Annotated in this window: 22 protein-coding genes; 10 read left to right on the top strand and 12 right to left on the bottom strand. The window is 38.3% G+C overall.

Going from position 1 to position 22,151, the window contains the following annotated elements:
- The 6 genes from J7K93_12850 to J7K93_12825 all read right to left on the bottom strand — a co-directional run.
- Positions 1–269: class I SAM-dependent methyltransferase (locus J7K93_12850; protein MCD6117898.1), on the bottom strand; the 269-nt coding region annotated here is incomplete at its 3' end.
- A 97-nt stretch (positions 270–366) separates the two neighbouring features.
- Positions 367–702 carry a four helix bundle protein gene (locus J7K93_12845; GenBank protein MCD6117897.1) on the bottom strand — a complete coding sequence of 112 codons (336 nt, stop codon included), beginning with the start codon at positions 700–702 and terminating at the stop codon, positions 367–369.
- Between the two features lie 66 nt (positions 703–768).
- Positions 769–1,890, bottom strand: a complete 1,122-nt coding sequence (locus J7K93_12840) for a glycosyltransferase (GenBank protein ID MCD6117896.1) — start codon at positions 1,888–1,890, stop codon at positions 769–771.
- 2 nt (positions 1,891–1,892) lie between these two features.
- Positions 1,893–2,846 (bottom strand): glycosyltransferase family 2 protein, encoded by a 954-nt coding sequence (locus J7K93_12835; GenBank protein ID MCD6117895.1) that lies wholly within the window; start codon positions 2,844–2,846, stop codon positions 1,893–1,895.
- Complete coding sequence (locus tag J7K93_12830) at positions 2,836–3,618, bottom strand: DUF4292 domain-containing protein (GenBank protein MCD6117894.1); 783 nt, start codon at positions 3,616–3,618, stop codon at positions 2,836–2,838. Before J7K93_12830 ends, J7K93_12835 begins: the two co-directional genes overlap by 11 nt.
- Before the next feature lies 1 nt (position 3,619).
- The gene (locus J7K93_12825; GenBank protein ID MCD6117893.1) at positions 3,620–5,341 is read right to left on the bottom strand and encodes a tetratricopeptide repeat protein; all 1,722 of its coding nucleotides are present in this window, start codon (positions 5,339–5,341) and stop codon (positions 3,620–3,622) included.
- A 205-nt stretch (positions 5,342–5,546) separates the two neighbouring features.
- On the opposite strand from J7K93_12825, the gene priA reads away from it, so the two are divergent.
- The 5 genes from priA (at position 5,547) to J7K93_12800 (ending at position 10,500) form a co-directional block, all read left to right on the top strand.
- Positions 5,547–7,988 (top strand): primosomal protein N', encoded by a 2,442-nt coding sequence (gene priA, locus J7K93_12820; protein MCD6117892.1) that lies wholly within the window; start codon positions 5,547–5,549, stop codon positions 7,986–7,988.
- Positions 7,989–8,198: 210 nt separating this feature from the next.
- The gene (locus J7K93_12815) at positions 8,199–8,933 is read left to right on the top strand and encodes a metallophosphoesterase family protein (protein MCD6117891.1); all 735 of its coding nucleotides are present in this window, start codon (positions 8,199–8,201) and stop codon (positions 8,931–8,933) included.
- 15 nt (positions 8,934–8,948) lie between these two features.
- Positions 8,949–9,458, top strand: coding sequence for a roadblock/LC7 domain-containing protein (locus J7K93_12810; GenBank protein ID MCD6117890.1), 510 nt, complete (start codon positions 8,949–8,951; stop codon positions 9,456–9,458).
- 41 nt (positions 9,459–9,499) lie between these two features.
- On the top strand, positions 9,500–10,108 hold the full coding sequence (locus tag J7K93_12805) for a GTPase domain-containing protein (protein ID MCD6117889.1): 609 nt from the start codon (positions 9,500–9,502) through the stop codon (positions 10,106–10,108).
- Entirely contained in the window at positions 10,105–10,500 is a 396-nt protein-coding gene (locus J7K93_12800; protein ID MCD6117888.1) for a hypothetical protein, read from the top strand. The genes J7K93_12805 and J7K93_12800 overlap by 4 nt, the downstream gene beginning before the upstream one ends.
- Positions 10,501–10,779: 279 nt before the next feature.
- On the opposite strand, the gene J7K93_12795 is transcribed toward J7K93_12800, so the two are convergent.
- From J7K93_12795 to J7K93_12775, 5 genes are all read right to left on the bottom strand, one after another.
- Positions 10,780–11,226 (bottom strand): DUF523 domain-containing protein, encoded by a 447-nt coding sequence (locus tag J7K93_12795; GenBank protein ID MCD6117887.1) that lies wholly within the window; start codon positions 11,224–11,226, stop codon positions 10,780–10,782.
- Positions 11,223–12,497, bottom strand: a complete 1,275-nt coding sequence (locus J7K93_12790) for an insulinase family protein (GenBank protein ID MCD6117886.1) — start codon at positions 12,495–12,497, stop codon at positions 11,223–11,225. Before J7K93_12790 ends, J7K93_12795 begins: the two co-directional genes overlap by 4 nt.
- 19 nt (positions 12,498–12,516) lie before the next feature.
- Complete coding sequence (locus tag J7K93_12785) at positions 12,517–13,821, bottom strand: insulinase family protein (GenBank protein MCD6117885.1); 1,305 nt, start codon at positions 13,819–13,821, stop codon at positions 12,517–12,519.
- Positions 13,822–13,951: 130 nt separating this feature from the next.
- Positions 13,952–14,875 carry a M23 family metallopeptidase gene (locus J7K93_12780; GenBank protein ID MCD6117884.1) on the bottom strand — a complete coding sequence of 308 codons (924 nt, stop codon included), beginning with the start codon at positions 14,873–14,875 and terminating at the stop codon, positions 13,952–13,954.
- A gap of 193 nt (positions 14,876–15,068) precedes the next feature.
- Complete coding sequence (locus J7K93_12775; protein MCD6117883.1) at positions 15,069–15,917, bottom strand: RNA polymerase sigma factor RpoD/SigA; 849 nt, start codon at positions 15,915–15,917, stop codon at positions 15,069–15,071.
- A gap of 110 nt (positions 15,918–16,027) precedes the next feature.
- Between J7K93_12775 and J7K93_12770 the strand changes: the two genes are divergently transcribed.
- On the top strand, positions 16,028–16,456 hold the full coding sequence (locus tag J7K93_12770; GenBank protein MCD6117882.1) for a hypothetical protein: 429 nt from the start codon (positions 16,028–16,030) through the stop codon (positions 16,454–16,456).
- 33 nt (positions 16,457–16,489) lie between these two features.
- Here the strand turns inward: J7K93_12770 and J7K93_12765 are convergent, their stop codons facing one another.
- A complete protein-coding gene (locus J7K93_12765) occupies positions 16,490–17,215 on the bottom strand; it encodes an alpha/beta fold hydrolase (protein MCD6117881.1) in 726 nt (241 codons plus the stop codon).
- A gap of 429 nt (positions 17,216–17,644) precedes the next feature.
- Here J7K93_12765 and J7K93_12760 point away from each other — a divergent pair, with 429 nt between their 5' ends.
- From J7K93_12760 to J7K93_12745, 4 genes are all read left to right on the top strand, one after another.
- On the top strand, positions 17,645–18,916 hold the full coding sequence (locus tag J7K93_12760) for an MFS transporter (protein MCD6117880.1): 1,272 nt from the start codon (positions 17,645–17,647) through the stop codon (positions 18,914–18,916).
- A 10-nt stretch (positions 18,917–18,926) separates the two neighbouring features.
- Positions 18,927–20,345, top strand: coding sequence for a HAMP domain-containing histidine kinase (locus J7K93_12755; protein MCD6117879.1), 1,419 nt, complete (start codon positions 18,927–18,929; stop codon positions 20,343–20,345).
- Positions 20,346–20,416: 71 nt separating this feature from the next.
- The gene (locus tag J7K93_12750; GenBank protein ID MCD6117878.1) at positions 20,417–21,757 is read left to right on the top strand and encodes a sigma-54-dependent Fis family transcriptional regulator; all 1,341 of its coding nucleotides are present in this window, start codon (positions 20,417–20,419) and stop codon (positions 21,755–21,757) included.
- An 8-nt stretch (positions 21,758–21,765) separates the two neighbouring features.
- The coding region (locus J7K93_12745) for a hypothetical protein (protein ID MCD6117877.1) at positions 21,766–22,151 on the top strand (386 nt) is incomplete at its 3' end.

Below are 22,151 nucleotides of genomic sequence, written 5' to 3'. Positions count from 1 at the left end.
TCTACATGCTCCTGCTTGATTTCAACACCTGTTACCCTTGCATTTTTAAATTTTTTGGCAAGATAATAGGAATATTGTCCGAAACCTGAACCTGCATCCAGGATATTAAGACCGGACTTTCTTTCATTATGCAGTCTCTTTACAGCCCTTCTCACATACCAGGTACGCAAAAAAAGAAGATTAAGCACTGCAAACATCATTTTTCTGAGGAGAATACTATTTTTAACAATTCCGCTTAGACGCTCTTTTATTGGATCATACTCAACCATAAGTACCCTTTTGTTAGTATAAAGTTATCAAGTTAAAAGTTATCAAGTTAAAAGTTATCAAGTTCATAAAGTTATAAGGTTCATAAAGTTATAAGGTTTATAAAGTTTTAATAAAGCCAGACAAAATCATGGAAACCTCTTCTGCCAGTGAAATAAGATTATCAGTTTCAATATTAAAAAGTTCTGCGGCAAGAATCAACATTGATCGAACCTCACCACAGGAACCTTTAGCGATATACAAAAATTGTTTAAATTCAGCATTACTTTTTCTCTCAAAACCTTCAGCAATATTATTCATTATTGAGACAGAAGCCCGTTGAATCTGGTTTTTAAAACCATAATCCTTGCTTGTATCAAACATATAATAAACATTTACTGTTAACTCTTTTGCTTTTTGCCAGGCAATAATATCCTCAAATCGTTCTATTTTCACATTTATAGCCCCATAACTCTTACTTACAACTTTACAAGCCTTCTACTTTATAACTTTACAAACTTTCTACTTTATAACTCTCTCCACAGCTTCCACCATTCTGTCCCAGGAAAATCTCTTTTTAACATCTTTAACAGCAGCTTCAAAATCGTGATTATCCTTAGCATCAAAATATAATTTAACCGCCTCTGCTATTGCAGATGGGTTTTCCGGGTCCACAACATATCCTGTCCGGCCGTGGGGGACTATTTCCGGAAGTCCGCCGACTCTGGTCACAACAACAGGTTTATTGTAGTTATAAGCGATCTGCACTATTCCGCTTTGAGTTGCAGAAACATAGGGCAGAACAACAAGATCAGCAGAGCTGAAATAGAAAGGGACTTCTTCATTTGGAATAAACCAATCATACAGAGTGATCTTATCTTTTGCCTGAGATTTCTCTATCAAATCCATTATTTCATCTCTGCCCTCGTAAAATTCACCGCATAAAAGAAGCCTTGCACCTGTCTTGTTCGCAATTTCATCCATTGCCTGTACAAGGTATTTTACTCCCTTGTACGCTCTTATCAGGCCAAAATACAGGATAACACGATCTTCCTCAATACCAAGCCTATTTCTTGCCTCAGCCATCGGTAATGCAGGTGGAAATATTTCATAAACAGGGTGAGGCACAAGCTCATATTCAGCATCGGGTTTTAAAGATAAAAGGTCTCTCTGCACAGAATCGGACTGAACAATAAAGTAATCTATAAATTTTAATCCTAAAGAAGAGAGAAACCTGTCCCCGGGTTTCTTTTCGTGAGGTATTATATTATCACAAACATAAACAGTTCTTATATTTAGCAATTTAGAAGACAGAAACGCTACTGCTGCATAACATGGAGCAAAAAAAGGCATCCAGTACTTAAATACTACAAGGTCAGGCCGTAATTTTTTAATCAGGAAGAAAGCTTTTATCCATGTAATCGGGTTGATAGTATCAAGCACAGGAGAAGACTTCAAATGTATAAGTTCTTTACTTTCATCAGACTGAGTCTTGCCCGGAAATAAAATTGAAGGATACTGGCGTTTGAAAGATATAACAAATACATCGTGCCCTCTTTCTTTGAGATGCTTGTATAGAAGCGCAACATAGTGTGCTATCCCACCTCGCATAGGATACGCAGTTCCTACAATTACAATACGCAATTTTAAACTCCCAGAGATTTTCTTATTGAATATCTGTTTTTTTCGGGCTGGGAACGAGCTATCATCTCTCCGAGAAGGCCGATGGAAATAAACTGCACGCCTATGATAAGAAACAGAATTCCCAGATACAAAAGCGGCCTGTTGCTTAAAAATGTTTTCCTCATTATCCTAATTACAATAAGATAAATTGTAATAGCGCTGCCAGCTATTGAAAAAAGGAAGCCAACAGAACCGAACAGATGCAGAGGCCTTTTTGTATACTTACCGAGAAACATTACAGTTATAAGATCAAGAAAACCTTTTAAAAACCGCGACGCACCGAATTTGGATTTCCCGTACTTTCTCGGTCTGTGATTAACAGCCATTTCACCCACGCGAAATCCCTGCCAGTTTGCAAGCGCCGGAATATAACGGTATAATTCACCGTAAATTTTCAAACTTTTCACTACTTCAGATTTGTATATCTTCAGGCCGCAGTTATAATCGTGAAGCTTAAGCCCGGTAAGAAAAGATGTTCCCAAATTCCAGACTTTTGACGGAATTCGCTTTGACAGAGGGTCACGGCGTTTCGCCTTCCACCCTGAAACCATATCCCATCCCATTTCAAGCTTTTTTATCAAAGCAGGAATTTCAGCAGGATCATCCTGAAGGTCTCCGTCCATGGTTACAACATAAGTTCCTGAAGCAATTTCAAAACCTGCTGAAAGAGCATCGGACTTTCCGGAATTCTTGCGGAACTGAATTACTTTGATTCTGGGATCTCTCTGAAAGAGCTGCTCAAGCACTGCAAAAGTGCTGTCATTTGACCCGTCATCAATAAAAATTACTTCAAAGGAAAGAGCCTCTTTTTCACAGACTTCCACTATCTGCTGATAAAGCTCTTTTAAAGATTCTGCTTCATTAAGAACCGGTACAACGACAGAAACTGCCTTTATATTTCTTTTTTCAGCGTTCAATAGTTTTCACTCCTTGTGGAATATTAATACGCCCAAAATCCTTTTTTACTGATTTGTTTGCCTTAATGCTTTCGTAAAGTATAGTTAACTGCTGTTTAGGATGATAAGATGTAATTTTTACAAGGCCGGGTATAAACATACCGCTCTTCTTTGTAAATCTGCTTCCTTCCCAAACCCATTCAACAGTCCCGTCTCCGGAATGCCTTTCCCAACGTGTAACAATCCCCCTGCCATCTATCCATATCCTGTCTTTCCTGTTAAAATCAATAAGATATTTCCCTTTGTCAATAGATACAGAATCTATTCTGCTTATCAAAGAATCAGATGGTACCGGAAGGCCTACCATACTAAGAACAAAATTGGTTGAATCTACTGCATTGGGTATGTAACCCAGGTGCAAAGCCTTGCTGAAAGAACCCCTCCATACCTTATTTTCCAAAGGAGTATAGACAACAACAGACTCCCTGTTGAAAAATGCAGTTGCAATATCAATCCCGAGAGGGCCTTCAATCTTCATCCACAGCACATCCGGCATTCTGGCAGTTACTCTGATAGTGCCTCGCATGCCAATTCCCTTTGCAGAGGCTATAACACTTCCCCTTCCCTGAAAGGTTTTTAATTTTGCAGCATTGGCATATACCCTGTTAAGCAGTACTTTTATACTGGCAATCTCAGAAGGCCTGCGGGACATAAACAGAGATGTACAACGTGTAAAAATCAATACTGCAAAAAAAAGTGAAAAGTAAAGAAAAGAACGTCTGCTGCGCGCCATACTACTTATCCCCGCCGATCAGGCCAAGCTTCTTTTTAACAGAATCATTTTCCGGATCAAGTTTCAGGGCATTATTCCACGCTTTTTCGGCCTTATCATTCATGCCGAGTTTGGAATAAGTATCTCCGAGATGTTCTGCAACTTCAGCACTTTTTGAGCGCACAGACCATGCCTTTTCAATGTAATCTTTTGCTGTATAGTATTTACCTAATTGAAAATAAATCCATCCTGCAGTATCTAAATAAGCGCCGTTTTCCGGTTCTTTCTGCAGAGATTTTTCTACCATTGCGAGAGCTTTTTCAAGATCTTTCCCGCGTTGAGACAGACTGTAAGCATAGTTGTTAAGTGCAACAGCATTATCAGGCTCAGCCAAAAGAATTTTTTTAAAAAGGCTGTCGGATTCGGCATAATTACCGATGCTTTCAAATGCACTTGCAAGAGCGTTCAAGGCAGCAGTCCAGTCTGGCCTGGCTTCAACAGCCAGCTTAAGATAAGAAACCGCTTTTTGGTTCTTACCCTGCAGGGAATAGAGAGATCCAAGATAGTAGCAGCCCAACGGGCTTTTTTGTTCTTTCTGCAAAGCTCTTTCTAAAAAATATTTTGCCTGTGAGAGGCTGTCCTGATGGAAAAGAGATATTCCTCCGAAAAGCCATCCAAAAAAATTTTCAGGATCAAGTTCCGTAACACGGCTGAATGCTTTGTATGCTTCAGGGAACTCTCCGTCATCAAGATGAATTCTTCCTGCATCAAGAAATGCTCTGAAATCATCAGGAAATATTTTTTGAATCCTTTCAAGATTCATTAAAGCTTTTTCAACATCTCCCTTTTTACGTAAAATTTCACTTATTTGAAGCATTGCAGTAACATTTGTACTGTCCATGGCAATATCCTGCTTATAGCTGTCAATTGCCTTTTCCCAATCTCCTGTCTTTGTATATAGATTGCCCAGTCTTTCCCGTGCAAAAACAAGCTTGGGGTTTAATTCCAAAGCCCTTTTATAATAAGATATAGCTTCGGCTGTATCTTTTTTTGCTTCCTTTGCAAGGCCTACTCCGTAATATCCGAATCCATTGGTTTCATCGGTTTTGATAATAAGCTCAAATATTTTCTCTGCTTCATCCAACTTGCCTGATTTCAAATAGAGTTCCCCCAAGCTGATGTAAACCTGAGTATCTGCATTAGGGTCTTGTTTGATAATTTTCTCCAGCACGCTCTCAGCCATGCCCCCTTTTCCCTGCCTCAGATATACCTGAGCAATGTCGTAATATATCGTGATATTGCCAGGGTCTTTCTCTATCATTGCCTGATAAATTTTTTCAGCAGGTTTCCACTTACCCTGCCCCATATAGATATCACCAATCAGTTCCTGTGCTTCAGCGCTGTTCTTATCTAATCTTAACGTACGCTTAAAAAACTGCATTGCACTCTCAAGCTTACCCATTCTATAATATTCACGGCCCACTGCAAGGCAAATCTCTGCGGATGCAGAGTCATAAAGCAGGGCCTCCTGGTATGAAAGCAGTGCTGCAGGATAATTCTCCTGTAAATCGTAAATAACGCCGTCAACAAACCTGTTTAAAGACATGGGATTCGGCTGTTTATGCACTACAGCATTTTTTTGTTCAACTTTAAGGTTATTTGTTGCAGCACAGCCTGTGAGGGAAAAAATACTTAAGATAAAAATTCCCCGTATTAAATTTTTAATTAACAAGTAAATCTTCAAGAATATCCCCTTATTTTAATTCACATTTAATGTATAGTAATTTGTATTTATTTACAAGTGAAAAATAGTGCCGGCTGTGTTTGTACAATTTCCGACAATACTATTTTGACGCTCAATTCTGTTTTAAGTTCCCTGTATCCACAGAGGATTAAAAAAAACCAAAAAGTTTAGTTTGCAAATAGAAGCTATATTTGTATATTTTTACATGGCTGAAAACAATAAAAAACTTTTTGCTGATATTGTTGTTCCCGGGCCTCCTCATCAGATATTCACTTATATTATTCCTGCTGATATCAGGAATGATATTGAATACGGACACAGAGTAGTAGTGCCTTTTGGAAAGAGAACATCTACAGGATTTGTGACCGCATTTTCAGATAAAACTTCCGTTGAAAATTTAAAAGAAATTATCGAAATTGCAGATCCGTGGCCTCTGCTTACAGAAGAACTTCTCAATCTTACAAGATGGATATCAGACTATTATATGGCAGGATGGGGTGAAACAATCAAAAGTGCACTTCCGCCGGGCCTGACTGCAAAAAGCAAATTGAACGTTGAAATTTTAAGCACTGAGGAACCTGACAATCTTACAAATCTGCAGCATACTCTTTTTGATTTAGTTAAAAATAAAAAAAGCATCCCTGTTAATCATTTGATAAAAAAATACGCCCCCCAGCCGGTTCGCCTGGCTTTAAACAGCATGGAAAAAACCGGGCTTATATGCTTTAAGTATTCATTTGAAAAAAACGGAATCTCAGTTAAAACAAAAAAGAAGATATCTATTATAAATACCCTTCCCAAAGAAGAGATGGAAAAGCTGATTAAAAAATCTCCTGTACAGGCGGAAGTGATTAAAATATTAATGAAGAAAAAAAGCATCTGGCGACACGAAATAAATAAGCCCATGTCAGTTTTAAACAGATTAAGAGATAAAAATCTTATTGAAATTCAAGATATCGAAGTGTACAGAGAGAGTCTCGATGAACTGCCTCCACCCCCTGCTAATGAAATAGTTTTAACGAGTGAACAGAAAAATGCTGTGGAAGTAATAACAAAATCCATTGATAAACAGGAATTTAAAACATTCCTGGTGCATGGTATAACAGGAAGCGGAAAAACACAGGTTTACATTGAAAGTATAAAGCACACTCTCAGCATGGGTAAGACCGCACTCGTGCTGATACCTGAAATATCTCTTACTCCTCAGGCTGTTATGAGATACAGATCATTCTTCGGGGATAAAATTGCAGTAATGCACAGCAGAATGGCTTCCGGTGAACGGTACGACTCATGGCGGAGAATTAAAAAGGGAGAATTAACAATAGGAATCGGGCCAAGATCTGCAGTCTTTGCACCTCTTGAAAATCTCGGCCTTATAATAGTTGATGAAGAACACGACCCCTCTTTTAAACAGAACGACCCGTCTCCCCGCTACCACGGCCGTGATGTTGCAGTAATGAGAGGAAAGCTGAATAAAGCTGTTGTAGTTCTCGGCTCTGCCACACCGAGTTTTGAATCATACTTCAACACAATTAATAAAAAATATGAGATTATATCAATAACCGAACGAATTGACAAAACACCCCTGCCTTCCGTAACCCTTGTTGATCAAAAAAAATTTACATGGGAAAAAGAAAACCGCATCATCTCCCCTGTTTTGAGAGAAAAGATAGAAAACCGCCTTAAAAAAAAAGAGCAGGTAATTCTGCTTCAGAACAGGAGGGGATATGCACCATTCTTAATGTGCAGTAAATGCGGATATATTGAAGAATGTAAAAATTGTGATATAACCCTTACTTTTCACAGAAGCACAAAAACTATTGAGTGTCATTACTGCGGGTACAGACACAGAGCTCCTGATGTCTGCCCGAAATGCCAGAACCCTTCCATGTCATACAGAGGCGGACCAGGAACAGAACAGGTTGAAGAAGAACTTCAGCGGATTTTTCCCGACGCCAGAATACTTAGAATGGATTTTGATACAACAAGAGCCAAAGGCGCACACACAAAAATCATAAGAGCTTTTTCAGAACACAAAGGCGATATTCTGCTCGGGACTCAAATGGTTGCAAAAGGGCACGACTTTTCAGGAGTCAGCCTTGTCGGTATCATTTCTGCTGATACAGGCCTCTTTTTCCCTGATTTCAGGGCCGGAGAAAAAACATTCCAGCTTTTGACTCAGGCTGCAGGAAGGGCGGGCAGAAGAAAAATGCAGGGGGAAGTTGTTATCCAGACAATGTCGCCCGGCCACCCTGTTTTATCTTTTGTTCTTACTCATAATTACAAAGATTTTTTTACATGGGAAAATCAAAACAGGAAAGAGCTGAGCTATCCTCCCTGGGGAAAAATAATTGCAATACACTTTAAAAGCTCAAAAAAAGAACCAGCTGAAAAAGCAGCTGAATATTTTAGAAAAGCCCTCGGAAACAACAGAACCATTGCTGTACTCGGCCCGGCTCCCTCTCCTTTATCAAGAATTAAAAACCTTTACCGGTACCAGATAATAGTAAAATCTTCAAGGATAATTGATAACGGAGGCAGCAAGCTGCACTCTGTAGTACGCAGCGCTTTAAAAAAATATTATTCAAGCCGCAATTATTATAACGTTCATATTGCAGTAAACGTTGATCCAATGGATATGTTATAATACCTTTCAAAAACAACATAAATCTATTCAAAATGAAATATTTAATTCTCTTACATATAAACCTCTTTAATAAATTACAACCCAACGTATTGTTTATACTTGAATTATAGTAATATATTTTTTTACAGCTTTTCATTTGAATCATCAATAATCAACTGGCTTGGTTTTTGCAATTACCAGTACTGAAATCTATTTTTTAAAGAAGGTACTATGAGAATAGGAATAATTTCTGACATACATGGCAATTTTGACGCTCTTGAAGTTGTGTTAAAAGCTTTAGAGTACGAAATGGCAGACACTACAATCTGCCTTGGTGATCTTGTGGGATACGGGCCGGAACCTGACCTGTGTACAAAAAAAGTGTATGAGGCCTGTTCCGATATCATACTCGGCAACCACGATGCCGCCATTACAGGAGAACTGGATTATTCGGGCTTTAACTCTCTTGCAGTTGAAGCTCTGGAGTGGACAAAAAAAAATCTCTCTGACAGTTCAATTAAAATTCTGGCATCTCTTAAGGAAAGAGTTGAAATTCAGGAGCATGGGATAACAGCTGTTCACGGCAGCCCCGATCAGGGGAAAAAATGGAACTATATTGTCATTACTCCTGATGCAGAAGATGCATTTATATCATTTGACACCAGGATCTGCTTTGTAGGCCATTCTCACAGGCCCGGAGTATTTGTAAATGATGAAAAAGGAATAATAAAAATAAACGACCCTGAAACTATTGCAATTAATCAAAATAAAAAATACATTATAAATGTGGGGAGTGTAGGACAGCCGAGGGATAGTGACCCGAGAGCAGCATACGGTATCCTTGACACTGAAACAGAAACTTTTTCTTTAAAGCGGCTCTCTTACCCTGTTGAATCTGTTCAGGAAAAAATGAAAGATGCCGGACTTCCCTGGCAGCTCAGTTACAGGCTAAGCCTTGGACAATAAACGAGGACAAAAATTGTGGATTTGATAAAACATGAAAAAACAAACCATTTGTCTGAAAAATCATTTTTAAAGATTTCAGAACATCTTTCACGTTTTGCTGAGAAACTTAACATCTCAGCTGTAATACTTGTCAACAGTGCAGGGCAAATTATAGCGCATCACACAACACCAATATGGAAAGCTGATACTCTGTCAATTTCAGTACTTAGTGCAAGTACATATTCAGCCGCCAATGAGATGGCAAAACTTATTTCGGAAGAGAGTAACTTTCTGATGGTTTTACACGAAGGGTCAAAACAGAGCATTCTTACATCTGCTGTCAGCAGGGACTACTTTCTTGTTGTTGTATTTCCAAAAGGAACAGCTCTCGGCCTTGTACGGCTGTTTGCAAAAAAAACTGCAGGGAATCTGAAGGACATTGTTATTAAATCGGAACAGCCTGCAAGAAAAGAGCAGGCAGACCTTGGCGAACATTTTCAGGCTCTTTTAAGTAAAGAGTTAGACAGGGCATTCGGAGAATTTTAAAACAAATATTATTTGTAATTTGATAACTATAAGGATAAAACATGTTTATTAACTGGGCATTAAACGAACTGCATCTTAAAATTGTCTACTATGGCCCCGGGCTTAGCGGTAAAACTGCCAATCTTCACTACATACACCAGCGTATTGACCCTGCGCTTAAAAGCGATCTTATGATGCTGAAAACACGTGAAGACCGAACAATCTTTTTTGATTTTATTCAGCTTGAAGTCGGCCGGATTAACGGAAAAAAACCGAAATTCAATCTCTACACGGTACCGGGACAGGTAAATTACGACCTTACAAGAAGAATCTGCCTTAACGGAGTTGACGGAATTGTCTATGTTGCAGATTCGCAGAAAGAGATGATGCAGGCAAATCTTGACACCCTTATTGATCTTGAAAAAAACCTTCTTGCCTATAACAAAACCCTTGAGACCTTTCCATGGGTAATTCAGTACAACAAAAGAGATCTGCCTTCAACAGCTCCTGTCGAACTTATGAATTCGAAGCTTAATTTTTACAATGTTCCCTATTTTGAAAGCATTGCAGTAAAAGGATTCGGAGTTTTTTCTACACTTAAAGAAATTATAAAACAGGTTGTCTCAAAAGTACATCAGGAACTGAAAGAAGAAGAAAAGGTACACGCATGATCCCCCGGGAAGCAACAGAAAACAGAGCACAGGATATTCAGAACCGAATTGAGCAAATAATGAAAAATTATTGTGATGAAGAACGGTGGGAATCCATTTATCTGTTCTCTTCTGATGGTTTTTTAATTGCAAGTTACAGATCGGGCTCCTCCTACACTGAGGAGACTCTTCTGGAATTTGCCTTTACATTAATAAACGGTGCAATGCTTCTCGGCAAAGAACTGCCTGTAAAAGAAATACTTCTTAGAGACAGCAACAAAAAACAACTGATATTCCACTACATAACTGCCTTTGATGAGGAATTCATTATTGCAGCGGTTTCACATGGAAAAAAGGGATTCAGAAGGGCAATAGCCCGTCTCGAAAAGCAGCTGAATACAATTTATGATTGAAATTCATGCAGAATTTACAAATTCAAATAACTATCTGCTTATTTTTGTAAAATACTATATTAAAATCAAATCTTAAGATCAGAACTTACTTTTAAAATTATGAGCTGAGTTTAATTATCAGTGGGCTGTATCAAAAGTCGATTTGAAGTCATTACGAGGAGCGAAGCGACATAGCAATCTCAGGAATTGAACACGAATTGAAGAGATTGCTTCTTCCGGCAAGCCGGAATCGCAATGACAGGGTTAGGACTTTTGACACAGCCCCCCAGGAACTTACAACTACAAATCCTCATTGGATTCTACTTTAAATCCCTCTCTTTTTAACAGCGCACACGTAACACCGCATCCCTCTGTAACCTCTGTACCTCTGTAAATCTGGTGTACTCCGCACGAGGGGCTTCTCTCTTTCAGTATAATTCTCACAGCATCAGACATCTTTGCTGCCTTAAGAGCTTCCTCCGCACCTTTTATAAAATTTTCAGTTACATCTTTGCCGAGTTCAGATACTACTTTTGCTCTGCCCTGAATAACATCAAAACCATCACCGCACTCAATAATTGAAGCAGGCCTTGGTGTCTCCATACCACCCAATTGTTCAGGGCATACAGGTATAAGAGTAAACTTTTCACTCAGTGCAGTTACTCTTTTATCTGTTCTTGTATCTCCGTCATAACGGCATGTAATACCCACAAGACAGGCGCTGACAATTATGCATTCTTTTTTCATTTATGGATATATTTTATAATTACCGGCTCTTTAAAAAGGCTCTTCGCAACACTGTTTACCTGAGCAGTATCTAATTTTTTAAATTTATCGCAATATGAAGAAAATGATAAATCCTGACTCCCTGTGAAAGCAAGGTATGCCAGTACATTAGCCTTAAAATTGGAGTACTGTCCCCTGTACACAATCCGGGAAATAACTTTGCGTTTCCCAATGATAAAATAGCTATCTGATATTCCGTCAGTTTTTATTTTATTTATCTGTTCTGTTATAACATTTTCAACTTTATCAAGATTACGCACTTTAGTTTCAACTTCCACAACAAAGTAGCCGAAGCCATAATCTCTGAAATAATACGAGTGCAGATATGAAAATTTAATACCTTGCTCTTCTAAAGCATCATTTATAATACTGTTGAAATCTTCTGCAGTGATCCGGTTTAACAAGCGCACGGCAAAATAGCCTTTCTCCAGAATCCCCGGTGCCCTGAATGCAAATACAACTCTTGCAGTGCCTGAAGAGATTCGTCTGACTATCTTCCTTTTTGCAGATATTACCCCTGTATTGATTTTCCCGAATAGATTTCTCTCTTCTTTATTATTGGACTTCCAGCAGGAAGAAAGCATTTTTAAAAGGCCGTTGCCGTCAATATCACCGCTTACAGCCACAACAATATTAGATGGAGAATAATATTTATTATAATATTTATTTAAATAATCATGAGTTATCAATTTATCCGAAAACTCTGCCGAATCTGCAAGCGGCGAATTTTTAAAAAGAAGTCCTCTTACATCATTTTTTATCTGCCGCTTTACATCACTACCCTTATTTCCCGCATTCAGCCTCTCTTTGAGGACTCTGCTGATATGCTCCTTATTAAAAAGAGGATGAGATATTGTTTCACATACAATTGAGAAACACCTTGTAAAATTCTCTGATGGAGATCTGACCTGAATTATGGAAGTAGCATCATCTGTCCAGAATCTTATATGCCCTCCGAGAGTTTCTACTTCCTGGAATATCTGCTGACGGGTTCTGATTGAACTTCCCTCAAAAATCAGTTTATTCATGACATCAGCAGCTTCATTAATCCCTATTGAACTCCCTGCGCCTATTAAGAAAACAGCTGAAGTAACAGGAGAAGTATCATGCTGGAAAACAACTCTCATCCCGTTTTTTAATTTAATACGTTCAATCTTTTCATTTTTCCCGCAGGATATTGATAGCAGTGCTAAAAAAATTATTGTAAATATCTTGACATAAAATCTCTTCATTAAAGTCCTCTTTTTTCTGCTACTTTTCAGGGTACAGGACAACTGATGTATACGAATCAGGTTTTAGATACTTTTGTGCAACTCTTTTTACATCTTCTATTGTTACCTTTTTAATATTCGGTAAATACGTTTCTGCAAAATTAAAGTCCTTATTTATCGACCAGAAGGCAAGTGAATATGCAGAATCCAGAGTGCTCTCAAGATCATAAGCAGCCTCTGCAATAAAATACATTTTAGCTTTTTCAAGCTCCCTCGGAGTGATTGAATCTCTTCTTACAACTTCAACTTCTTTTAAAATTTTTGTTTTTACCTTTTGTGCTACAGATATGGAACAGACAGCATTAAGAACAAAACACCCGGGTTCTCTAGACGTAACATACGATCCCCAGGTCCAGAAAACATCCGGCATTTCCTCTGTGAGCTGGCAGTTTAATCTGGAACTTATTCCCACACCGAGAGTCTGCAGCAGAATATCCATTGCATAAGTATCTCTGCTTCTTATGCCGGGAGAATGCCACCCCACAGACACAACAGCAGCTCCCTGTGCCGCTTTACTTCTAATAACTGCTTCTCTCGGCTTTCTCTGCACCGGCTCCTGATCATAGGAAAATTGCATCACAGGCTTTCGCTCAAAATTTTCAAAATTATTCCGGCACTTTTGAAGAATTGATTTAAGGTGAAAATCTCCTACAATCACAAGTGTCATATTGGAAGGAGTGTAGAGTGAAGTAAAATAGTTTCTTACATCCGCATAAGACAGTTTATTAATGCTGAATTGTGTACCTTTTGGATACAACTTGTAAGGATGTACTGTAAAAGCTTTATTCAAAAACTCCCTCATTAAAACAAACCTTGGGTTCTTTTCATCACTTTCAAGTTCTGAAAGCATCTCTTTTTTACATACAGTGACTATTGAATCTGTAATTACAGGATTGATTAATGCGTCTCTGAATATTGTTAGAGCCTCATCAACATAATCACTCTGTAATGTTATAGAATAGATAGTAAAATCCTGCCTCGTTGTGGAATAGTATCTTCCGCCAAAAGCATCTATTTCTTTTTTTATATTTTTATACTTTTCACTTTCTCTGAATAAAATTTTACTGATAAGCAGAGAAATTCCGTTAATATTCTCGTTCTCATATATTGATCCGGCCCTTACAGCAAGAAGAACAGTAGCTATTTTTCTTCCGGGTATGACCTGAGTAATAGTAGTAAACCCGTTATTCAATTTAATCAGGTCAGGACTTCCGCTTTTCCTGCATCCTGACAACAAGATACTCAAAAATAAAAATGCTGTAACAAGTGCTCTGATTTTTCCCACTATTTTCTCCGTAACAGACCGGTACATTTTGTTTTTACTTACAATAAGTTTACGATTATTTCCAAAATTTGTTACAAAAAAACCACTAAGAAATAACTTAGTGGTTTTTTACTGAATCTATAATTAAAGATCAACCCAAAATAAAATCTTCCGGATCTACTTTTTTGTCATTAACCATAACTTCATAATGCAGGTGGTACCCCTCTGCTCTCCCTGTTTTGCCTACTTCTGCAATAACCTGCCACCTCTTTACTTTTTGGCCTGGTTTAACCAATATCTTTGAACAATGGGCATATCTGGTCTTATAACCGAACCCATGATCAATAATTACATACATTCCATAACCCTTATGAGGAGAGAAAGTTGATCTTACATAAGAAACAATACCATCTGCAGTAGCAAGAATCTTTGTTCCCTTGGGCATTGCAATATCAATACCTTCATGGAATGCATTTCTCTGGGTAAAGGGATCAATCCGCCAGCCGAAGGGGCTGATAATTGGGCCGCCAAGAATAGGCTCGATGGAAGGGAGATGATTCCTTCGGTTACTTAAATCTCTAAGCCTTGCAGCAATTTCAGACATACTGCTTTTTTCAAGCCGTACAGTACGTTCCAGTTTCTCCAGATCAAACTTTACTTCAGCAGCAGTTCTGTGAATCTGATCCACACTGTAGTTCATACTCAAAGCTTCACTATATGCAGTATAACCGACACCAACCTGACGCACATCATTATCAATGGGTTTAAGGTTTGCTACATTTCGAAGCTCATCACCCTGTTTTTCAATACCTACAATTTGGTTTCTTAAAACCAGAACCTTTTCTTTTACCTTCAACAATTCCGTCTGGAGCTGTTCTCTGTCATTCTCCAAATAGGAAATACGGTAATTCTGGTATAAACGGGTTGCCAAACTAAGTGTTGCTGCTGTAATACCACCAACAATTAATGCAAACAAAAAAACAAATAAAACAAATTTTCTCCAACTGAGACTGATCTGTTTAATATCCGATCCATCCCTCGTTAAATACATAAACCGAACTCTTTCTCCGAGCATCCCCTCTCCCTAGAGTTTATAGAATTCTTCACTTTATTGACATGGCGGGAAATTATTACCATAAATTATAGAAAAAATTCCCTTTAATGTCAAGAATAATTTTCCATATTAATACTTCAAAGCACAAAAAATACAGAAAACCCCACATTTGACGATAAAAACATCTTATTATAAAACAATTTGATTGATTTATTTAACCTAAATAGCTCCTCAACATACGGCTTCTTGATGTATGCCTGAGCCTCCTGATGGCTTTTTCTTTAATTTGCCTGACTCTTTCACGGGTTAAGTTAAATTGTTCTCCTATCTCTTCAAGAGTCAACGGGTGTTCTCTTTCAAGGCCAAAATACAATCTTATAACCTCTGCTTCTCTGTCTGATAATGTCTTAAGAGCACGCTTGACTTCTATCTTAAGAGATTCATCAATAAGCATGTCATCAGGAGGCGGCTGATGATCATCCTCAATTACGTCAAGAAGCCGGTTATCATCTCCCTGATTAAACGGCGCATCAAGGGACAGATGTTTGCCTGAAATTTTCAGAGTATCAGAAACTTCATAAGGCGTCATCTCAAGTTCATCTGCAATCTCGTTTGCATTCGGCTCTCTCTCGAACTCCTGTTCAAGATTACTGAACGCTTTTCCGATCTTGTTTAACGCTCCGACCCTGTTAAGAGGCAGCCTTACAACTCGTGACTGCTCTGCAAGGGCCTGAAGAATTGACTGGCGGATCCACCACACTGCATATGATATAAATTTAAAACCTCTCGTTTCATCAAATCTTTTTGCAGCTTTAATAAGGCCAAGGTTGCCTTCATTAATCAGATCACCAAGGGATAACCCCTGATTTTGATATTGTTTTGCAACACTTACTACAAAACGCAGGTTTGCCTGGGTTAATTTTTCAAGTGCTCTCTGATCATTATTTTTAATTCTCTTTGCCAGTTCAATCTCTTGGTCAGGTGTAAGAAGCGCGACTTCGCCAATCTCCTGAAGGTATCTGTCAAGAGATTGATTTGCACGAGATTTATGTTTTCTGGTCATATTTATTCACCAACTCCTTCTTTATTTCTCAATTACTTGTACACAATAATTTTATTTTTGTTCCATAAATAAACTTGACTTTTTTAAAAATAGCCTTATATTTTAAGTATATGATCAACAGCAATCAAAAAATTACTATTTTCCTTTCGGCTTTACTTATACTTTCTGCCTCGGCACTTATTGCTGAAGTTGAAATTATTGACTTCCACGCACGCCTCAGCAAGAACAATACGGTTGTTCTTGAATGGTCTACAGCTAAAGAGGTTGACCTTGACCATTTTAATATTTTCCGCAGTACAGACGGGACAACCTGGAATAAAATCAATGAACTTAAATCAAAGCAGGGCAATTCTTTTACCCGCCGCGATTACAAATATATTGACAACACTGTTTTTAAATCATCAACCGGTTCGTTTTCATATAAATTATCAGGTATAGATAAAAACGGCACCCTCCACGAATATCCGGCAATTGAAAACGTTTCTGTCAGCTCCGGTATTAAGCATACCTGGGGCAGTATTAAAGCAATGTTTCGATAAAAACAATCTTCCCTTCAACACAACTCAAATATTTCAATTCCTGGAAATAAATTCAATAATTCGTTTTGATATTATCTCTTTATCCGGGCTTTTTGTAATCATATGAAATGAATTCTCAAAAACAAGACAATATTTTTCAGAAGAACTAATTTTTTCCATTAACACCTTAAGGTTTTCTGAACTTACCCGTTTGTCATGATTTGCATGAATGAAAAGCGCAGGGCATATTACCTTACCAAGCTCTTTGCCAAGTATTTTAAAAAGCTTGATACATTCCAAAATCCCTCCTGTAGGGTAACAATCATATCCTGCTTCCCTGATTCTTGAGAAATTCGACAGGGGTTTCTTTATACAATGGACAAATGGTTTCAGCAAGGGTAATAATTTCACAGCAGGTGAATCGAATTTTATTGGTGTTGACATTGAAACCACACCGTTTACATCATTCCGTGCTGCGATTAACAAAGCTATTGCACCTCCGACAGAATGACCAATAATAAAAATCCGATCACATCTATTTTTTAAAGATTCGAATGCATTAAAAGCACTCTCATACCAATCCTCCCACCTGATATTTTGAAGATCTTCCGGTTTTGATCCATGGCCCGGAAGAAGAGGTACTGCGACACTTATATTGTTATTAACAAGCTCAGGTGTTAAGTCTGAATATGTCCATGGAGTTCCTGTAAAACCATGGATAAGAACACACCCAACACTACCTTTATAAATAGTATATGACTGTGTATAATCTATAGACACAAAAAACCTTTTTCATCATGAAAAGAACTAAAAAAACTCATAAATCTTACTATATTTTTAGCCCTTAAATTAATCGGACAAAATTGAATGAGAATATAATAAATTTTTTTCTATTTTTCAACCTAATTCTTTGGTATTTTTTAAAAAATTTACCGTGAATTGCGAAAACATTTTTGTACCTATTAACAGAATAATGCGGGTAATATCAAAAATTCAATTAAAATATCCTTATAAAAACCCCAAACAAGCCATTTGGAATCATACTTCAGTTTGAAACACCCTGGATAAATCAGACATTTTAGAACATAGAGATTAATACTCAGATAGAAATTCAGAGAAGACAAAATACAAAATAAATACTTTGCAATTAAACGCACAAATATTACATTATCATATCAAGCCTTAGAACAATAAATTTCAGAATAGCTGATGACTGAATCAAATAAAAAAATAATCAACTCCTGGTGTTTATACGACTGGGCGAACTCTGCATTTGCTACAACAATAATGGCTGCCGTACTTCCGATATTTTTTAAAAAGATAGGGCTGTTTTCAGTTACAGCAGAACATAGCGGGCTTGCAACTGCAATGTGGGGATACACAAGTGCAGCAGCAATGATTGTTGTAGCTGTTCTTTCACTGATTTTAGGGCCTGTAGCGGACTTTCTTCCCAGAAAAAAACATTTTCTCGGATTATTTCTGTTTGTCGGAGTTTCGGCAACATTCCTTCTCGGTACAACAGGTTCGGGTGACTGGATGTTTATAGCCATACTATTCATTTTCGGAAGTGTCGGATTTACAGGCAGTGAAATTTTTTACGACTCCCTTCTTCCCCACATTGCACCCAAAGGCCGGATAAACCGTATTTCAACAAAGGGATACGCTGCAGGATATCTCGGAGGAGGCATTCTTCTCCTCATCAATGTGATAATGATTGCAAAAATGCCTCAACAGACAATCGGAAACGGAAACCTGACTGTTCCACTTCTTGCAATGAGGCTCTCATTTGTAAGTGTTGCAGTATGGTGGGCACTCTTTTCTATACCGCTGTTCAGAAACGTTCCTGAACCTGCTCTGCAAAATCCTGTAATTTTACAAACAAATATTCTGAAGATTGCAGGTTCAAGGCTTAAACGGACATTTACCGAAATAAAACAGTACCGCCAGATTTTCAGATTTTTAATTGCCTTCTGGATTTACAATGACGGCATAGGAACTATTATAAAGATGGCTACTGCGTACGGAGATGAAATAGGAATTAGTACTCTCGACATGGTGGGAGCTCTGCTTGCAACTCAGGTAATCGGCATTCCATTTACACTGATCTTCGGGAAAATAGCTGATAAAATCGGAACCAGACGTTCCATACTTATCACCCTTGCAGTCTATGCAGGGATATGCATAGGAGCATTCTACATGCATACAGCACTGCACTTCTGGATTCTCGCATCAGGAGTAGGTATTGTACAGGGAGGTGCTCAGGCCTTAAGCAGATCCATGTTCGCTTCAATGATTCCACTGAAGAAATCTTCTGAATTTTTCACATTCTACCACATCAGCGGGAAATTTGCAGGTATTGCCGGGCCTGCTCTCTTTGGTTTAATCAGCCAGATTACCGGCTCGGGCAGAACTGGCATTCTCTCTTTGATTCTGTTTTTTATTGCAGGAGGAGCAGTGCTGCTTACAGTAAAAGAGGAGTAAAACAGATTATATGTTAAAATTCTTTTCCAAAATCCAGAACATACTTGTAATTCTGTTTACAACCCTGTCCATTATACTGCTTCTCGCAAGCGGATATGTCTTGCACTGGTCTGTCCGTTCATCTATGGAGCACCAGCTCGGGCAGAAACTTACAGCAGTTGCATCATCCGTAAGTGTGATTTTCAGTGAAGATGAAATTAATTTTTTAATGCAGAACCCAGGTAAAAGGGTTACTGAATATTTCCAAAGCAGGCTTTCGCATCTTGCAAATTCAGTAAATGCCGGTAGGATATTCCTCTTTTCTAAACACGGAAGAAGTATAATTGATACTGATACAACGATGCAGGCAGGAGCCGAACTATTTTCATTAAAATTTTACCCTGCTGAACTTGATAAAGTATTCAAAGGCAGACAGTGTCACTCAATTCTTTTCACAACTTCTTCAGGCCAGCCTCGGATGACAGGCTTTGCCCCCATTTTTGTAAAGGGGAGTGTGGCAGGCGGTATAGGAGTTGAAGGTGATGCTCTGTTTCTGAATGAAATAAACAGGCTTGATAAAAAACTTCTCATGATTGGAATATTCGGCGTAATCGCTGCTGCTGTACTTGGAATTATTACTGCCTCTATTTTTACACGCCAGATAAAAAAACTTGTACGGATATCAGAACAGATAGGAAGAGGAGAGTATCACAATCGTGTTGATGTTCACTCAGCCACAGAAATAGGGAAACTCGCAGATACAATGGAAATAATGAGGCAGAGCATTATTCACAGACAGGATGAGCTTAAAGCCCTTGTCGGAGGGATTGCACACGAAATTCGCAATCCTCTCGGAGGTATTGAGCTTTTCACCGGCCTTCTTGCCAAACAGGCAAGTACTGTAAAAGAGCGGGAGTACTGTGAAACAATATCAAAAGAACTTTTGCACTTAAATAAAATCGTTAATGATTTTCTCAATTACGCCAAACCCCACACTCCGGCTGTCTGCAGATGCAGCCTCAAAGAGGAAATTGATGAAATTATCAAACTTACAAAAAATGACGCAGCAGAGAAATCAATTTCCGTACAAACATCTGTTAAGAAAACCTTCGCTGTTGCTGCAGATAAAAATCATCTTCATCAGATACTTCTAAATATTATTCGCAATGCAATTGATGCAGCTCCTGAAAAGGGAAAAATAAAAATTACGGGAATTGAGACGAAAAACCGTATAGCCTGCACAATTGAAGATACAGGCCCGGGAATCCCGACAGAAATTAAAGACCGTATATTTTCTCCCTTTTTCTCCACTAAAGATAACGGGACAGGACTCGGGCTTTCCATAGTTAAATCTCTTGCTGAGGCAAACGGAGCCGACATAAGAATTGTGACGGCTGAGAAATCTGGCACAAAATTTGAGGTTTCTTTTAAGAGATTCAAAAAATCATAGAGAAGGGTTATATATTGACAGTAGAAGACAAGAATAAAACTTCAATTCTGATAGCAGACGATAATGAATCAATGCGCAGCGGCATGGCACAGATTCTTAAAGATGAAGGTTTTTCTGTTCAGCAGGCATCTGACGGCGATACTGCTTTAAAAATGGCGGGAAACATCAAACCCAATCTCATTATTGCTGATTACAGAATGCCCGGAATGAACGGCCTGGAACTGTTAAATGCTGTAAAAACCAGCCTTCCTGATACTGAAGTAATAATTATCACTGCTTTCGGTACAATTGATGTCGCTGTAAAAGCAATGCAGCAAGGTGCGTGGGATTTTATAACAAAACCATTTTCAGCAGAAGAACTTTCCGTAAAAGTAAACCGCACTTTAAAGGTTATTAGACAGAGAATTGAGGCAGACAAGCTTAAAGATGAAAACAGATATTTAAGGCAGGAAGCTGATATCAGATTTAACTACGGGGAAATCATCGGGGAATCAAGAGAGATGAAAAAAGTATATAAAACCATTGAAAAAGTTGCTAAAAACAACACATCTGTCTTGATACTCGGCGAGAGCGGTACAGGCAAAGAACTTGCGGCAAGAGCTATACATTTCAACAGTTTGAGAAAGGAACAGCCGTTTATCAAAGTAAACTGCGGAGCCCTTGCTCAGGGAGTTCTTGAAAGTGAACTATTCGGCCACGAAAAAGGTGCATTCACCGGCGCAATCAGAATGAAAAAGGGGCGTTTTGAACTTGCTGACCATGGAACTCTTTTTCTCGATGAAATCGGCGATCTTCCTGCTGAAACTCAGGTTAAACTTTTACGAGTTCTGCAGGAAAAAGAGTTTGAACGTGTCGGCGGTGAAAATACTATTAGTGTTGACGTTCGAATAATTGCTGCGACAAATCTTGACCTCAAAGAACAGATAAGGAAAGGCAAATTCAGAGAAGATCTTTATTACCGCCTCTACATACTTCCAATTCATCTGCCTCCCTTAAGAGAAAGAAAAGAAGACATCCCTGTTTTGGCCGGCCATTTTATTGATAAAATCGGGAAAGAGACTGGTAACCCTGGCATTACAATCACAGAAGATGCAGTCGGCCTTCTTGTAAATTACAACTGGCCGGGAAATGTGAGGGAGCTGCAGAATATCATTGAAAGAGCTCTTGTACTTTGTGAACACAACCGGATTACTGCTGATGACCTCTCCTTTATTTCATCGAAAGTTAAAGACACCTCTGACATGGATTACGGATTTAATCTTGAAGAAACCATATCCGGAGTTGAAAAAGATATGATAAAAAGAGCGCTGAAACAGTGCAGAGGAGTAAAAGCAAAAGCTGCAAAACTTCTTAGAATCAAAGAAAGCACTCTTTATTACAAAATGGAAAAATATAAAATACCCTTAAATTAAGGCCGTGTATGAAAAAATCCTTATTAAAAATATATCTGATACTGATTACTCTGTTTTTTAACAACTTATGCAGAGCTCAGGCAGTTGATTTAAATACCGAACGTATTAAAATCAAATCCATAAGCACACAAATAGATTCTCTTTCAGGTGTAAAAAATATTCTCTCTGACAGTGCGGACCTGCTGTCTATAAAAATAAAATCACTGACAAGCAGAGAGCCAGGGAGAAAAGAACACAGCCAGCTCGAAAAACTGCTGCGTAAATCTCATCAACTGACTATCAGGGAAGAAAAAATAAATAACAAGATAAAACTTCTCTCAGGCAGGCTGGTCAGGGACAGAGGGATACTTTCAGCACTTCTGCAGAACAGAATAGATTTACTTATGAAAAAAAC

It is taken from the genome of bacterium (assembly GCA_021158245.1).
Lineage (GTDB): Bacteria > Zhuqueibacterota > QNDG01 > QNDG01 > QNDG01 > QNDG01.
This window is presented reverse-complemented; position numbering and strand designations above follow the sequence as displayed.

What these genes read in the sequence shown, in the direction of transcription:
- J7K93_12830 (MCD6117894.1), bottom strand. Translation starts at nt 3,618, where the DNA reads ATGGCGCGCAGCAGACGTTCTTTTCTTTACTTTTCACTTTTTTTTGCA.
- J7K93_12800 (MCD6117888.1), top strand. Translation starts at nt 10,105, where the DNA reads ATGATCCCCCGGGAAGCAACAGAAAACAGAGCACAGGATATTCAGAAC.
- J7K93_12770 (MCD6117882.1), top strand. Translation starts at nt 16,028, where the DNA reads ATGATCAACAGCAATCAAAAAATTACTATTTTCCTTTCGGCTTTACTT.
- J7K93_12815 (MCD6117891.1), top strand. Translation starts at nt 8,199, where the DNA reads ATGAGAATAGGAATAATTTCTGACATACATGGCAATTTTGACGCTCTT.
- J7K93_12780 (MCD6117884.1), bottom strand. Translation starts at nt 14,875, where the DNA reads ATGCTCGGAGAAAGAGTTCGGTTTATGTATTTAACGAGGGATGGATCG.
- J7K93_12760 (MCD6117880.1), top strand. Translation starts at nt 17,645, where the DNA reads ATGACTGAATCAAATAAAAAAATAATCAACTCCTGGTGTTTATACGAC.
- J7K93_12775 (MCD6117883.1), bottom strand. Translation starts at nt 15,917, where the DNA reads ATGACCAGAAAACATAAATCTCGTGCAAATCAATCTCTTGACAGATAC.
- priA (MCD6117892.1), top strand. Translation starts at nt 5,547, where the DNA reads ATGGCTGAAAACAATAAAAAACTTTTTGCTGATATTGTTGTTCCCGGG.
- J7K93_12795 (MCD6117887.1), bottom strand. Translation starts at nt 11,226, where the DNA reads ATGAAAAAAGAATGCATAATTGTCAGCGCCTGTCTTGTGGGTATTACA.
- J7K93_12805 (MCD6117889.1), top strand. Translation starts at nt 9,500, where the DNA reads ATGTTTATTAACTGGGCATTAAACGAACTGCATCTTAAAATTGTCTAC.
- J7K93_12790 (MCD6117886.1), bottom strand. Translation starts at nt 12,497, where the DNA reads ATGAAGAGATTTTATGTCAAGATATTTACAATAATTTTTTTAGCACTG.
- J7K93_12755 (MCD6117879.1), top strand. Translation starts at nt 18,927, where the DNA reads ATGTTAAAATTCTTTTCCAAAATCCAGAACATACTTGTAATTCTGTTT.
- J7K93_12750 (MCD6117878.1), top strand. Translation starts at nt 20,417, where the DNA reads ATGCGCAGCGGCATGGCACAGATTCTTAAAGATGAAGGTTTTTCTGTT.